General features: G+C 38.0%; 17 protein-coding genes. 15 read left to right on the plus strand and 2 right to left on the minus strand.

Annotated features, from left to right (window positions below):
• Positions 1–248 precede the first annotated feature (248 nt).
• The 7 genes from MKX73_RS15105 to MKX73_RS15135 all read left to right on the plus strand — a co-directional run bounded on the left by MKX73_RS15105 (position 249) and on the right by MKX73_RS15135 (position 8,270).
• Positions 249–548, plus strand: a complete 300-nt coding sequence (locus MKX73_RS15105) for a cytosine deaminase (RefSeq protein ID WP_340718163.1) — start codon at positions 249–251, stop codon at positions 546–548.
• 75 nt (positions 549–623) lie between these two features.
• A complete protein-coding gene (locus MKX73_RS15110) occupies positions 624–1,535 on the plus strand; it encodes a DMT family transporter (protein WP_340718164.1) in 912 nt (303 codons plus the stop codon).
• Between the two features lie 51 nt (positions 1,536–1,586).
• Complete coding sequence (locus MKX73_RS15115; RefSeq protein ID WP_340718165.1) at positions 1,587–2,744, plus strand: M20 family metallopeptidase; 1,158 nt, start codon at positions 1,587–1,589, stop codon at positions 2,742–2,744.
• Positions 2,734–3,465 (plus strand): NAD-dependent deacylase, encoded by a 732-nt coding sequence (locus MKX73_RS15120; protein WP_340718166.1) that lies wholly within the window; start codon positions 2,734–2,736, stop codon positions 3,463–3,465. The genes MKX73_RS15115 and MKX73_RS15120 overlap by 11 nt, the downstream gene beginning before the upstream one ends.
• Positions 3,466–3,606: 141 nt before the next feature.
• Positions 3,607–4,899: a methyltransferase domain-containing protein gene (locus tag MKX73_RS15125; RefSeq protein WP_340718167.1), complete on the plus strand. Its 1,293-nt coding sequence runs from the start codon at positions 3,607–3,609 to the stop codon at positions 4,897–4,899.
• A complete protein-coding gene (locus tag MKX73_RS15130; protein WP_340718168.1) occupies positions 4,889–7,468 on the plus strand; it encodes an AAA family ATPase in 2,580 nt (859 codons plus the stop codon). Before MKX73_RS15125 ends, MKX73_RS15130 begins: the two co-directional genes overlap by 11 nt.
• 322 nt (positions 7,469–7,790) lie before the next feature.
• On the plus strand, positions 7,791–8,270 hold the full coding sequence (locus MKX73_RS15135; protein ID WP_340718169.1) for a GNAT family N-acetyltransferase: 480 nt from the start codon (positions 7,791–7,793) through the stop codon (positions 8,268–8,270).
• A 180-nt stretch (positions 8,271–8,450) separates the two neighbouring features.
• Here the strand turns inward: MKX73_RS15135 and MKX73_RS15140 are convergent, their stop codons facing one another.
• Together MKX73_RS15140 and MKX73_RS15145 are read right to left on the minus strand one after the other, a co-directional pair.
• Complete coding sequence (locus MKX73_RS15140; protein WP_340718170.1) at positions 8,451–8,915, minus strand: GNAT family N-acetyltransferase; 465 nt, start codon at positions 8,913–8,915, stop codon at positions 8,451–8,453.
• Positions 8,916–9,024: 109 nt separating this feature from the next.
• Positions 9,025–10,464 carry an S-layer homology domain-containing protein gene (locus MKX73_RS15145; protein WP_340718171.1) on the minus strand — a complete coding sequence of 480 codons (1,440 nt, stop codon included), beginning with the start codon at positions 10,462–10,464 and terminating at the stop codon, positions 9,025–9,027.
• A gap of 416 nt (positions 10,465–10,880) precedes the next feature.
• Here MKX73_RS15145 and MKX73_RS15150 point away from each other — a divergent pair, with 416 nt between their 5' ends.
• From MKX73_RS15150 to MKX73_RS15185, 8 genes are all read left to right on the plus strand, one after another.
• Positions 10,881–11,225 (plus strand): hypothetical protein, encoded by a 345-nt coding sequence (locus MKX73_RS15150; RefSeq protein ID WP_340718172.1) that lies wholly within the window; start codon positions 10,881–10,883, stop codon positions 11,223–11,225.
• Between the two features lie 40 nt (positions 11,226–11,265).
• Positions 11,266–12,243, plus strand: coding sequence for a ketoacyl-ACP synthase III (locus tag MKX73_RS15155; protein ID WP_340718173.1), 978 nt, complete (start codon positions 11,266–11,268; stop codon positions 12,241–12,243).
• Positions 12,244–12,505: 262 nt separating this feature from the next.
• Positions 12,506–12,928, plus strand: coding sequence for an RND transporter (locus MKX73_RS15160; RefSeq protein WP_340718174.1), 423 nt, complete (start codon positions 12,506–12,508; stop codon positions 12,926–12,928).
• A gap of 14 nt (positions 12,929–12,942) precedes the next feature.
• Entirely contained in the window at positions 12,943–13,275 is a 333-nt protein-coding gene (locus MKX73_RS15165; RefSeq protein WP_340718175.1) for a hypothetical protein, read from the plus strand.
• A 43-nt stretch (positions 13,276–13,318) separates the two neighbouring features.
• Positions 13,319–13,771, plus strand: coding sequence for a GNAT family N-acetyltransferase (locus MKX73_RS15170; protein ID WP_340718176.1), 453 nt, complete (start codon positions 13,319–13,321; stop codon positions 13,769–13,771).
• A gap of 89 nt (positions 13,772–13,860) precedes the next feature.
• On the plus strand, positions 13,861–14,346 hold the full coding sequence (locus tag MKX73_RS15175; RefSeq protein WP_340718177.1) for a hypothetical protein: 486 nt from the start codon (positions 13,861–13,863) through the stop codon (positions 14,344–14,346).
• Between the two features lie 75 nt (positions 14,347–14,421).
• Positions 14,422–14,877: a GNAT family N-acetyltransferase gene (locus tag MKX73_RS15180; protein ID WP_340718178.1), complete on the plus strand. Its 456-nt coding sequence runs from the start codon at positions 14,422–14,424 to the stop codon at positions 14,875–14,877.
• A gap of 39 nt (positions 14,878–14,916) precedes the next feature.
• Positions 14,917–15,402, plus strand: coding sequence for an NUDIX hydrolase (locus tag MKX73_RS15185; protein WP_340718179.1), 486 nt, complete (start codon positions 14,917–14,919; stop codon positions 15,400–15,402).
• The last annotated feature ends 9 nt before the right edge of the window (positions 15,403–15,411 follow it).

A 15,411-nucleotide genomic window follows, 5' to 3' on the forward strand; every position in this document is an offset into this window, starting at 1 on the left:
GCCAATCTTTTATTATATTCAATATTAGGAGGGGTGGGGGCTGCCATCTATCGGGGCATACACCTAATATTCGATAAATATATATTCGAAAATAAGGATGAACATACAATTTAAAAGCTTGTTATATTGGGCATGGAAGTCGTCTAAAATTTCCTCTTGGTGATTAATTAGGGGTGAAATTGGTGAAATTGGGTAAATAACAACAAAAGAAAATTTACACAAGTATTGCCATGAGGGAAAGGAAGACAATGATGGAAAAGAACTTAATGAAGATCGACGAATTTCTTAAAATGCCGAAAAGTGTTATACGCAGAGCAAATGAACGGGACGTATTGAGTATAAAGAATGAACTGCTTATATTAATGAATGAAAAAAGTGATATGTATGATAAGGCGCATATCCGAAAATTAATTAATGAAATCCAATTTTTAAATGTGTTTGTTGTAAAAGATGATTTTGATAAAACGGTATTTTCCTACGAACCCCCAAAGTACGCATCACCCCGTGTAACGATTAAAGAAAGTGGCTGGATCGAGCTAATCAAATAATAAGTACTATATTCCCGACAATGGAATCATGATAAAATTTTATTATGAATAGAACGTTGGAAGAAGGTAGTAGTGGTGGAACGAGTCAAAGGCATAGCGATGATTATAGTTGGTTCGATGTTTTGGGGGGCTACAGGTCCGATGATGGAGTGGCTCCTGCAAGAAACGGCCATGACCGCTCAGTTTATGCTTGCAGTAAGGTTAACGATTGCAGGTATTTTAATACTTAGCATTGTAGCTATGCAGAAAAAATCGGTATTCTCTATTTGGAAAAACCGGAACAATTCCGTACAATTACTTGTTTTCAGCGTGATTGGAATGGTAGGGTTACAATTTACGTTCGTAAAGTCGATAGAAGTAAGCAATGCGATCATTGCAACACTACTGCAGTTTTTAGCGCCCATCTTTATCATTATTTATACATCGATTATTGGGAAAGTTCTTCCACCAAGCAGTCAACTGATCGGTATTTTCGGTACGCTTGTCGGGCTGTTTCTATTGCTGACAAATGGCTCGGTTTCAGGGTTACTTGTGAGCAATGAAGCGCTTGTATGGGGGCTGCTGTTAGGATTTACGTATGCATTTTATACATTGTATCCTGCTCGGTTAATGGCTGAAGTAGGGGTAATCATAATTATCGGCTGGGGTATGATCATAGGCGGGCTTATATTCTCGGTAACGGGGCAGCTTTGGAAACCGGAGCAATGGCTGTTGCTGCTGGATCCGGTAAATGTAGTCATCATTATTGCTACGGGCATTTTGGGATCCTTGGCCTATATTTTATTTTTAACAAGCCTGAAATACATATCACCAGTGGAAACGAGTATTTTATCAAGTATCGAACCGTTGACGGCAATGGCGATTTCCGTTGTCTGGCTCGGTGCGACATTGTATAACTGGCAGTATGTCGGTATTTTATTAATGCTAGTATTTGTCGCCTATTTATCAATTGCCGGGAGCAAAAAGTCTCCCAATTCGAATGTCTAAGTGAATGTCACTTAGGCATTTTTGGGTATAGAAAACGAAGGAGGCGTTGTTATGGAAGCATTCGATTTTTTTACATTGCATGAAAAGGATATAAAAGACGATATTAAACGCTTAGTATTAGCCGATTCACCTTCGCAAAACAAAGAGCTGCTTGATCTGTGCAAAGATGTACTCCAGTCGATGTTTTATGACTATTTTCATGTAAAGGCAACGGAATATGCGATGGAGCATAACGGCAATCATCTCCGCTTTGAACTGGGCGAAGGAACCGAACAGATTTTAATGATCGGCCATTATGATACCGTTTGGGATAAAGGGGCTTTGCCGTACCGGGAAGAAGAAGATAAAATCTTTGGACCCGGTATTTTGGATATGAAATCAGGTCTCGTCAGTGCGATTTGGTTTTTTAAATATGTTCAAAAAATGAATCTGCCGTTGAAGCGCCGGGTTGTGTTTTTTCTGAACAGTGATGAAGAAATCGGAAGCCCTACGTCCAGAGCGCTAATTGAAGCAGAAGCGAAAAAATCAGTGGCCGCATTTATACTGGAGCCGGCCGTTACCGTTTCGGGCGAACTGAAAATAGCGCGAAAAGGGACATCCAGGTATTTGCTGAACATTCGAGGACTAGCATCGCATGCTGGCAATAATCCGCGGGATGGTGTCAGTGCAATTACGGAAGCAGCAAGGCAAATCCTGAATATTGATGCACTGAACGATTACGAAAAAGGGACAACGCTGAATGTCGGTATGATCCAGGGCGGCGGTAAACTGAATGTCGTACCTGATGAAGCGCACGTAGGAGTCGATGTCCGATCGGTTACTCGCACAGAGCAGGAACGTATCGACGATTATTTCGAAGAGCTAAAGCCATATGATCAGCGTACGAAAATCGAAATCGATGGCGGAATTAACCGACCTCCGATGGAACGTGATGAAGAAAGCGAAGAACTGTTCGAAATTGCGCAGGAAGAAGCGGAGGAACTCGGTTTTGATGTGGATGAAGCAGCAGTCGGCGGTGCGAGTGACGGTAATTTCACATCGTTATACACGCCGACATTGGATGGTCTTGGACTTGTAGGGGACGGCATTCACGCTGAACATGAGCATATTATAAAAGAGCATATCATTGAACGTTTCGCACTTTTGACGAATACATTGCTGGAAGTTGTGAACGAGATTGAGATGGAGGGGAATCGGGATGACGGCTGAAACACTGGCTCTCTTGATGAAAGATTCGAATCGTACGGTCGTGCTGACAGGTGCGGGGATGTCGACCGAATCGGGCATACCGGATTTTCGCTCGTCAACAGGCTTGTGGCAAAATATTGATCCGCGTATTGTTGCCTCTACAGAAAGTCTGCAGAAGAACTATGAACAGTTCCGCGAGTTTTACCAGATGAGGATTACCGCACTCGAGAATTGCAAACCGCATCAAGGCCATCTAATTTTGGCGGACTTCGAAAAGCGCGGACTTGTTTCGCTTATCGCAACCCAAAATGTCGACCAGCTTCATCAGCAGGCAGGTAGTGTAAATGTAGCGGAACTTCACGGCAATATCGTGTCAATCCGCTGCCAAAACTGCGGCAAACCACATGCAAAAGAACAGTTTTTGAATAACTGCTCCTGCACATACTGTTCCGGAAAATTACGGCCGAATGTTGTACTGTTTGGTGAAACATTACCGACGGAAGCATGGGACCGTACGCTGCACGAAATACACGAGGCGGACCTTGTTATTGTGATTGGTACAAGCTTGGAAGTTTACCCTGTCAACCAGTTGCCGAGCATGTCGAAAGGGAAGCTCGTCTATATTAACCGTGAGCAAACGTCCACTAGCGCACATTATTCATTTGACTTAGTGTTGGAAGGATCGGCCGGTGAGATTTTGGCGGATGTTCATCGAGAGTTGAAGGGTTTTAAAAAGTTATAACAAAGCCTGTATGAAAATGCAGGCTTTTTACTTTGGCAGTAATGAAAACCTGAACAACAAATTGATAATTTACAAACATTTCACAAAGCACTCATTTATAATAGAAATTAGTAATTATCCCTAAAGGAGAACATTTACATTATGCAATTATCTATTTACACGAAAAATCCGCATGCGAGAGCAATTTCGCATTTACTGGCAAAAAACCCGGCAACCGTTTATGAACGCCAAGTAAAAGGGCACGCAGTACGATTTGTTTATCATAAAATGACAGATGAGGAATTATACGCTTCCATCTTTGTTACACCTGATTCATTGGCGCTTGTAAAAGACAATGAAGCATTTGATATTACTCATTATATTAATGACCGTGAATTTGCTGTAAGTACCATTTTCTTATCACTTATTCGTTCGGCTTTAGGTACAGCGCTGAACGGAAAGCCTAAGGAAGAATATATCCAATTTGCAGCAATGGACTTTCCCTTTACGTTTGAATTTGGTCCCATTTCATCAAGGCTCACAGACGAAGAAATCCGAAACATATGGGAACCGTTAGGCTATGAAGTAACGATTAACACAATGACTGACGCTAAACGCGCCCGATTCTTAACGCTTACAAACACCATTACTTTAAAGAAAGCACTTCAACAAATTTTTATATTAATCCCGGTTATGGATGACTATAAACATTATTTTATTGATGAAGCAGAGCGGGAGCGGTTGGAAAATTACGGAGAGGGCTGGCTTGAAACTCATCCGATGCGTGAGTTTATTTATAAAAAAGCATTGCGCTTTAAGCAATTGTACATGTCAGAAGAAGAGAATGAGCAAAAAGTCAATAAACCATCTTTAAATACGCGTCGCTATGAAACGATTGCCGATGCAGTTACAACATTAAAACCTAAAACGGTCATCGATATGGGGGCAGGAGAAGGGAAATTATCGATGCTTCTTGCGCAAATCGATTCGATTACAAAGCTGTACAGTGTCGATCCTAGTAATCATGCACTTGCAAAAATGCAAAAACGGTTTGCGGATCAGCAATATGCCGCGCCACCTATTATTAAGTGGGGATCACTTTACTATGAGGATAAAGAGTTTACAGACGCGGATGTATTTATTTTATGTGAGGTCATCGAGCATATTGATGAGGAACGACTGCCTCAAATTATGCAACTCATCACACAAAATTATACACCTAAGCATTTAATTATTACGACTCCAAACGCTGAGTATAATACGGTTTACGAACTTGAAGTAATGCGCCACGATGATCATCGTTTTGAATGGGACCGCAAACAATTTGAGGCGTGGTGTAAAGCTGTTGCGCCAAACTATGATTTACAATTTGAAGGGATCGGTTCTGTACATGAACAATATGGTGCTCCTACTCAAATGTGTATCATGACAAGGAGAGATTCACATGCAATTTAAACTTCCAAACGGGGCCATCGTACTTTTAATAGGTCCATCAAATAGCGGGAAATCCACATTACTGCAATCATTAGTCGATTCAGGTCAGCTCCTTGAAAGCGAGATTATTAGCTCCGACTACTATCGTAGACTTGTGGCGGATATCGATTTCATCGATTTTACAGCTGTATCAAAAGATGATGAAGATATAATTTATGAAGAATATCAGCGCATTTCCGAGCAGGCGTTCCATGCACTTCATACGGTTGTGGAAGCACGTGCAAAATTAAATAAAATATCGGTAATTGATGCAACGAATTTACGCGGCTTTGAACGCGCCAAATATTTTGAAATTGCCAAGCGTAATCATGTACCTGTTTTAGCGCTAATTTTGAATACATCAAAAGAGCAGCTGCTTGCACGTGATATTTTGCGTGATAACCCTAGAGGTCGTAAACGCGTGCTTCAGCAATTTAATACGTTGAAATATGAGTTGAAAACAATAAAGAAAGAGCCATTCGCCAAAATTTATAAAGTAAATGACGGAAGCTTCGAAATTGTGCGTGAACCGAATAAGCTTTATTTAGAAATCGAAAGCGGCTTTGATATTATCGGGGATATTCATGGTTGCTATGACGAGATGCTTGTGCTTTTGAAGGATCTTGGTTATGAGCAGCGCGGCGATGTATATGTTCACCCGGCTGAACGCCGATTAATTTCTGTAGGCGACATAATGAGCCGCGGTCCAAAATCGCTTGAAACGATGCAATTTTGGTTGAATCAGATTGAAGCAGGATTAAGCTATATGACTGACAGCAATCATGGCTGGAAAATAGCGCGCTGGTTGGACGGGAAAAATGTATCTCTCAATCACGGGGATGAACTTGTCGAACAAGAATTTAGCGAGTATGAAAAGGTACATGGCGAAGAGGCTGCTAAGTCACTGAAAGCGCGATTTGCTAACATGCTTTTAAAGGCACCATCACATTATATTTTAACGAAAAATAACATCAAAAAAGCTGTTGTTACCCATGCTGGGATAAAGGACCATTACATCGGCAAGGAATCTAAACGAATTTCCGATTTTTGCCGTTACGGAGATATTCAGCAAACGGACAGGTCCAGTAAACCTGTTCGCGGTGACTGGTTTTCACAGCATAAAACGAGCGAGCTGATCATTTGGGGACATGATGTGAAAGTACAGCCGTTTAAAGCAAACCGAACAATTAATATTGACCAAGGTGTTGTATTCGGCGGGGAGCTTACGGCATTTCAATATCCTGAGCAGACATTCAAAAGTGTGAAGGCATTCGCAAATTATGCCGGGACTGAGGACAACCCTATTTTAGAGGCGAAAAATAAGCGGTTCAGCCCGCCAAATGTTGCTCAATTTATAAATGGCTTTGCGGTTCATACAACGAGCGGGGATCAAATAACAATCCCGAAAGAAAATGCATTGGCAGCAATGGATACATTTTCTCACTATACATTGCCTTTGGAGCAGGTAATTTACATCCCGCCAACAATGAGTCCAACACCCCAAACATCAGCGTTACCGGATTACTTGGAACATCCAGCAGAGGCGTTTAATTACTATAAGAAAAACGGTATTCTAAAAATGATTGCCCAGAAGAAACATATGGGCAGCCGCGCTGTTATCTTTGTTGCAAAAAATAAAGAAGTTGCAAAAGAGCTCATTAACAGCGAAAGCCTGGGCTACATTACAACACGTACAGGCCGCGCCTTTTTTGAACAAAAAGAGCAGCAACAGATGGTGGAGAAAATTCATGCTGAGCTAGTCGGTAAAAATTACTTCGAGCAATTTAATACGAATTTCGTCTTAATGGACGCCGAAATTTTACCTTGGAATTTAAAAGCACAAAGCTTAATCGATCAACAATATGAAACGGTCGCTGAAAATGCGTTGATGGATCGCTATAAACTTATTGAAAAGTTGAAAGCAACAGAGCATGTGAACGTGACAAGCTGGATGGAGGAATATACCGATAAATATAAAAATGCTGCACGCTTCGACGCTGTTTTCAGAAACTATTGCTGGCCAACGAATGAGCTTTCAGGCATACAAATAGCACCGTTCCATATCCTTGCACATAGCTCATCAACAAACTTCCACCAGTCTCATAGCTGGCATATGAAAATGAATACGTATTTGGCCGAAAACAGCTCGCTATTTATAGAGACAGAATACCGTTTGATTGAAAGCGAGCAGGATGAGCAGGAAGTAATGAATTGGTGGAAGGACATGACTGAAAATGGTCACGAAGGTATTGTTATTAAGCCATTTGATTTCCTCGCTTATCATAATGGAAAATTACTGCAACCGGCTATAAAAGTGCGTGGCCGTGAATATTTACGAATCATTTATGGCATGGACTATACAAATGATGTTACGATGAAGAAGTTAAAACAGCGTAACCCTTCCCGCAAAATGAAGAATGCTTTATTGGAATTTAAATTAGGGATGGAAGGTATTTCACGCTTTGTAAGTTTGGAAAGCAGCAACCGTGTACATGAATGTGCACTTGCGACACTTGCGTTAGAAAGCGATACAATCGATCCGCGTTTATAAATTCTTAAAAGATTCCCTTCAATTCAGCTAATTGGATTGGAGGGATTTCTTTTGCTGCAAGATTGTTTAGTGATAGGGATAGCAAGAGGAAATAATATTCGCTTTATATTAATATACAGGTACATTTTCCTTTAATGGAACTTATTCGAAATTATTCCGTTAAAGTAACCAGAACTACGTTGATTCAACAAATAGTGGAGGACTCCGTCAAGAATATTTCTGAAACAGAAACAAATAGCGAAGAGAGAGTAAAAATAACTATTAAAATCGAGAAATACTAAAAGTTTAGTTCGTGGTTGTTAAAATATAAGGGGGCGTGAAGTTGTTTAAGTATGTGGTGCGGTTAATACCTATGAATAAAGATGAATTCGATACATACGTAAAAGATAAAACGGAGAGGTATGCTTATACTCTTGAAGAAAATACATTTGAAATAATAAATGAAACTTCTTTTATTAGAGCGGAAAAAGCGATAAAAGGGTATTTGCCAAACGGATTCAACACTGAAAACCATGAATTCTTTAATATTATAGAAAGTGAAAAAGTGGTTGGTTATGTATGGATTAAAATAGTAGAAGAAAGCAAAAGTGCCTTTTTATATGAAATTTACCTCAAAGAAGAGTTTCGTTCTAAAGGGATTGGAAAAAAGGTGATGACTGAAATTGAATTCCTTTTAACTGCTCGTAAAATTGCTTTTTTAAAATTACATGTTTTCGGAAACAATGAACATGCAATAAATTTGTATAATAACCTGGGTTTTCAAGTAGCAGGTATCAACATGTATAAAGAAATTGACAAATAAATTCAATTTTAGGTGAAATAGATATTGATCCACAATAACTCAAAGAATAATAGCTTATTCAAATAAATTGGGGATTTTTCTACAAAACAATCGGATTTCTATTAAAAAAATAGGCACGAAAAGTTGATAAAACAATATTCGTGCCCTAAAGCTGCATTCCCAAACTTTTATATGGAAACGTTATTTTGTTGGAAGATGAGCAAGCGCATATTCCATAAGAGGGTATATTCTCCCCGGTATAACTGTTGATTCAACATAAATTATTCTTTTTGCACCCATTTTTATGTAGAATTCATATTCATTTGGATCACTTTTAAATTGGAAGCTACTTACTCCATATTCTTTGGCCTTCAGTAAAATATCATTCCATAATCTTTTTCCTAACCCTTGTCCTATGTATGTAGGGGCTACAAATAAGGTTTCTAATTCATTCGTTTCGATACATAAACAATAGAACCCCTTTATAGCCATATCATCTTCTAGCAGATAAACCACTTTTGATTGGATATCGTCCACTGTGATTGTTAAAGCATCTTTCCATGCTTTCATAAAATCATCAGAATAACCCCAATATCCTTTTGCTTTAAAAGCTATTTCTGTCAGTGTCGTTACATCCTCGACCTTTGCTTTTCTTATCTTATTCATAATTTATTCCTCTTGATTTATATTTTCAATATGTCGCATTCGTTCCATTCGACAAATACTTACTTCCTGATGAAGGAATGGTCTTAGAACTTTACATACCAAACAGTGATCACATATCCGTAGTAAATCCGATAAACCCAATATCTACATTCCAAATAACTCCAATTTTTTTGACAACGACACTTAGGCCGGTTTGAACGGCAGTTTCCATTACAATACTATTTTCATATTCCATAATAACTGATCCTTCTTTTTTGCCTGTGAGCTCGGCATGGAAGATGTTTGTGCCGGGACCTCGTGTAATACTTGCAATTTGCTCGTAGTTTTTCGTGGTGATTTTGTGTTTTCCGATGTTTGGTGTTAATTCTGTGTACGTATCGGAAAGCTGCTCTTTTAATGTCTCAATTGTATAGAAAAAGCTGTCAGGATTCGTTTTAGCCTCAATTGCGTAGCGGATGTGCTGACCGTCCGCAAGTTCGAGCGTTGCGATATATTGACCAGGTTTATCGATCACAACTGAAACGTAGTAATCATTATATTTTTCGAATGGTACGTTGTCCGATAACCTTTGCCCCTCCATTGTAGACAGCGTTATGTTATTAACGGTCTTATTAGTTAATTCATATAACGATAAGTCGACCTTTGTCGGTAAATAATCATCAGTTTGCTTTAATGTTGGCTTGAGCTCACCATTTTCTTCTTTCACGTGTACATAGTATTTTTTGTTTACTTCTTTATTCGCTTTTGTGCCACGGACAATGAGTGTGGATGTCCCTTCTTTTAAGGGAACGAGCTGCATTGTATTTTCTGGATAAAGTGTAGACTGGGCTTTCCCTTTTACGAGTATTCCTTCATACACGTCTTTATTTATTTGGTCTGGTGTAATCCAGGAAAGAGCGTCTAATTCAAAGTCGCTTGCTTTTAACACAGTCATTGGTATTTTTGTCTGCTCGGTTTTTTGAAGCATTGTTGCAGCTTGGCCTCTTGTCACATATGCATTTGGGCTGAATTTGTCCTTTGATGTTCCACCAACTATACCAAGCTTATAGAGAACTAAAATATTATCTCCATGTGACGGTAAGTAGGAAATTTCTAAATCTTTAAAGGGATTTTCAATATTTGTTGAGCGTGGTAAATCAAATGCTTTCACAATAATGGATGCTATTTGTCCACGTTTTATCGGATCATTCGGCCCGTAACGCCCATCACTGTAACCGCCAATAATGCCTTTTTGTGCAAGTGTCGCAATCGCCTTATAATAGCCATTGTTTGTTGAGACATCTTTAAAGCCTGGATTTTTTACCTTGGATGTATCAAATTTTAACATTTTTACAATAATGGCTGCGGCCTGTCCGCGTGTAATAGAATTTCCAGGCTTAAATGTTCCATCTGCATAGCCGCCAATAATATTGCGCTCAGCTAAATCATAAACCGCCTCGGCAAAGTATTGTGTTGATATGTCAGAAAATTGCTTTGTGTTTGCTGCTACGCCTATAGGCAAGCTGCATGCCAGTGCAAGCCCGCTAATGAATGGAAGTATTTTCTTCATCGTTTAATCTCCTTTATTTCGAAATGCCCCGTACAGACGGAAAAACCGGGAAATAGTTTCAAAATTTTTTAGATTTTTTTGAATGCCAGTATGTCTGTAAATGCTGTTCTTTAATGATTTAGTTAATTGCTCCTGTTTTAGGAAGAAATGATGAGAAGGATTTCGAATAGGTTAAAAATTACTGATTTTTCAACTAATTAAACTGATACGCATTTTATAGTTAGAACTAAATTACCAATGTGAATATTTTTATTTAGTTTAATAATACTATTTTGAAGTGGAGGTGGAGGAAATTTGATATTTCTATTGTTGTTTTGTAATTTATCTTGATATAATTCTATCGTCCTATAATTAATGTATCTTTATACATATTATAAATCATTAAAAATACAACTAACGTAACGGGAGAATTAATCATGAAAAAAACAGGTATTCAAGTAAACACAGTGCGAAAAGTAGTAGACATTTCTGTGAATGGCAAGATGACAATGGAAGATGCGAATGCATTTGTTGCAGACTATAACTCTAAAATGAAAGCCATCACACCATCTGCATTTGATCTGGAAGTGGATTGTACACAAATGCAATTACTGAATGCTGATATGACAGCGAATTTAACGGAAGTCATGAAAATGTATAAAACAACAGGTTTTAAACAAGTGAAATTTACAGTAGAAAATAATTTAACGTTAAAAATGCAATTAAGTCGTCTTGCAAAAGCCGCTGGACTAACAAATGCAACAGTTGAATCAATCAACTAAAATCTAACAAAATAAGTTCAGTAAGGAGTTAATACATAGCATGACGAATATAAAAATAAATAATGTTGCTGTTTATCATCCTGAAAATTTAGTGGCGAATGAGTTTTACTTAGAGCATTTTAAAGCGCAAGGGGAAGATATTACCGGTTTCCTGAATTCGATGGGAAGAAATGAACGTTATATTATCGACAACAATGAAAATTCCCTGACAATGGGAATTGAAGCGGCTAAGCGAGTTTTAGCAAAGGCCCAATTAACGGGAAAAGATATTGATATGATTGTGTTTTCAACACAAGTGCCCGAGCATACGTTACCAACAAATGCGATGTTTGTGCACCATGAAATTGGCGGGGCAAGTCATACAATGATGTTTGACAGTAATGCCAATTGCGCTGGTATGACGGTCGCAGTGGAAAATGCTTCACATTATATGCTGTCAAACCGACGTATTAACCGCGCGCTAATTATTGGTTCTGACGCTAACAGTTTAATTTCCAATCCCGAACAGGCATTTACATATGCCAATTTTTCAGATGCAGCAGCTGCCGTTATTCTGGAAAAGACGGCAGACGAAGATACAGGTTTTATTGATGCGGTATACGAAGTCGATTCAGCGAATAGAAACAACATAATTTATCCAAAGGAAGGCTTTTCTCAAACAATCGGCAAGAAAGAGCATATCGTTTTTACACCGTTTGACGGTGCGATGGCAATTCCGGTCGCATGTGAGATGATTGAGCAACTTTTGAAAGATAACGGGTTAAATATTGAAGATGTTAATTCGTTTTGCTTATCGCAATTTGCCCTATCGAACATCTTGAAAATACAAAATCACTTTAGTATTCCTGAAGAAAAGATTATATATGTAGGGGACAGATACGGCTATACGTCAACTAGCAGTCCTTTCATTTGCTTAAATGAAGGAATTGAAACAGGCCGCATTAAACGTGGTGACATTGTATTATTCTGGACTATCGGAGCTGGTCACGAAATGGTAGCAATGCTGTTTAAATATTAAATCATACAAGTATAAAGACGACAATCCAGGTTTAACGGGTTGTCGTTTTTTTGTTCTTACCATTCCGTAAATGAGCCTGACATTCTTTTAAGAATAATTCAGGTAAATTCTGGTTATTGATTGTAAAATGGTAATAGAAAGAGATAGTCTTGTTATAAAAGTGGGATCAATCTTCAGCATTAAGCAGTTTTGCAGAACAAAATATCAGAGTGGCCTTTTTCTTTTTGGAAAGTAAATAAAAATCTAAAGTTCAGGAGGAAAAATGAAAAGCAAAAATACGCTAAAAACGATAAACTGGGTGACATTCACAATAATTTTAATGGTCGGAATTTTTACGGCCGGGTTTACGCTGTATGACTTAAATACACAGGTTGCCTTTGGTGAAGAAGGGCAGTCTCGCGCAGGATTCCGTTGGGGGATAATCCACATAATCCTGTTAGTTATAATACTATTGTCAGCTTCCTTTTTAGGTTTTGCCTGGAAATTCTTATTTCCATTCAATGTACCCCTTGCAATAATAATAGCTGGTTTATGCTATCAACTATTTTTCCTTACGTTCACTATCGGATGGGTTGGTTTAAATGGGACATTTGGCTTCCTAATAGCATTTCTGATCGGAATAATATTAATCATTTCTTATTTAGTTCTCAATTTACTTAAAAGCCGTAAGCTAAGTGAAAGTTAAGAGGGAGGATTATTATGGGTGGAGATTCTATCATGTGGCTCGTTATAATAGTAACTATTTTAATTTGTGATGGATTGGCAGTGTATGTATACCGTAAAAAGAAATTCCCTTTATGGGCATCGGCAATCATTATAGCCCTTACAGTTCCGGTGATCGCTTATAGTTTTGTAGCGTTAGGAATTGATTATTTCAAAAGAACCAATACCGATCCGGATAATACAGCAGAAGGAATCGCAATTGCAGGAGGGTTTATTGCGATAGTTCTGGCATTCAATGCAATAGTCCTGTTTTTTATCGGAGTTATTTTAAATATCTACACTTTCATTAAAAAGAAACAAAGTGTATAACTGCTCGAGCATGCGCGAGTGAAAACAATATGGAGGTAATAAAATGACCCCGCATAATTTAATTATAACGCAATATATTCCGAAATATGCTGAACAGACAGTAAGGATGTGGCGAGACAGCAAGGAACGGGCAATTGGTCAGAAAGAAGGGCATAGCTTTGAAAGTCATATATATTTTCTGAATAATGTATTACGTGAGCAGTACCAAATTGATATCGTCCTAATGGATGACAAAGTGGTTGGTATGATCGCCTATAATGAAAGGGAAATCAGCCAACTTTACATTCATATTGAATATCAAGGATTTGGTATAGGTCAAACATTACTGGATAAGGCAAAAGAACAGTCAAGTGGGAAATTAACCTTATATACATTTGAAGTAAATGACCCCGCACGCAGATTTTATGAAAAGAACGGCTTTAAAATCAAATCCAGAGGGCACGAAAATGAAGAAAATTTACCCGATATTCTTTATGAATGGAATTCCAATCAATAATTTAATCGAGACTATTACGCTCCTCAGAAAGTGAAATAATGTACTTAACTGTGAGATACTTTAAGTACCAAATATTGGGGAGGTTGTGTATGGGGATTTCGAAAGAGGTTATTAATGTTGTTTTACCAATGAAAACATTTGATACATCTAAAATGGACACATGGACTGATGAACAGTGGCGGCAATTTGTTGGAGATGAAAAAGAATATGAAGGTATACAACTGTTGTTGATGGATGATAGTAATTTTTATCTGAAAATAACCGGTGTTCATTTTAATGAAACAACTGAAGAAATGGTTTTTAGTTTTGATACAAAAAATAAAACGGGTGAAAAAGTATATATTCAATTCGGTCAATGGCAAATTGATGAAAGTATCTATAATCTTACTGCAGATAGACCGCTATATTTAGATAAAGTTTCCGGGGTTAGAAGTTTTCAAAAACGCGTACAGCGTTCCTATTTAAAAGAGTGGGACAAAACAATAATGGAAATGAAAATATTAGATGCAGAATCAAATATAGTCACTAGAGAGCTTGAATTTCAAATGATTAAACAATATACACTGTTATTTTAGGATTGAGCTTTAATTCATACTATAGAAATTTCTATATTTTAAAATATGAGCTAAAAAAACGAAGGGGGAACTCAATTGTATCAATATTTCAATGGCTTCGTAATAAGGGAAGGCACTGAAGGGATTCCGGCTGATTTTGTTGAGTCCTTGTTTAAAGACGCTGGATGGGCAAAAAATCTTCCATCGTGGCAAAAAGAAAAGTATTCACTAATCTTCAAAAATTCAACATGGGCATTTACAGTTTGGGGAAATGAGAGAATGATTGCGATGGTCCGAGTGATATCCGATCAAATCATGGTAGCAAATATTATGGATTTAGTCGTTTTATCAGAATATAGGGGCAAAGGGATAGGTAAAAAACTTGTGGAGTTATGTATTCAAAAACTTCCGCATGGGGATTGGTTTGCACACACTTCAGCAAATAATTTCAAATTTTATGAGAGCTGCGGTATGGAAGTGAAAGATTTATCGACTCATGGGACTTGTGTTTATTATGGTTATATCCAGGCAAGGAAAGATGGACACCGATAAAATCTATTATTCAGATAAAGGTTTCTAGGGAGGAGAAAAATGACGACAACTTATGTTAATTGGGGAGAATCAAGAGTTAAATTAACTTGGGAAGAAAATACGTTACTTCCTCAACATAATTTAATAACAAGTGTACATGGTTTCTGTTTTCAAGGAGACCAACTGTTACTAGTCGACTTAAAGAATCGAGGGTGGGATTTTCCTGGAGGACACATCGAACCAGAGGAAACTCCAGAGGAATGCTTTAAACGTGAAGCTTTGGAAGAAGCGTATATTGAAGGGGAATGTGAGTTATTAGGGTATGTAATTGTTGACCATTGTGAAAATCTAATGTGGACAGAAGGCAGTCCGTATCCTAAAATCGGTTATCAGGTTTTCTACAAAATGAATATCGCAAAATTGTTGCCGTTTGAAGGAAGATATGAATCTACCCGACGTATCTTTATAGACCCTAATGATATTTTCGACTATTATCTAAATTGGAATAGACTTTATCAGAAAATAATGGACTGTGCAATACAATAAATGCTGTAT

The organism is Solibacillus sp. FSL W7-1436 (genome assembly GCF_038007305.1).
Lineage (GTDB): Bacteria > Bacillota > Bacilli > Bacillales_A > Planococcaceae > Solibacillus.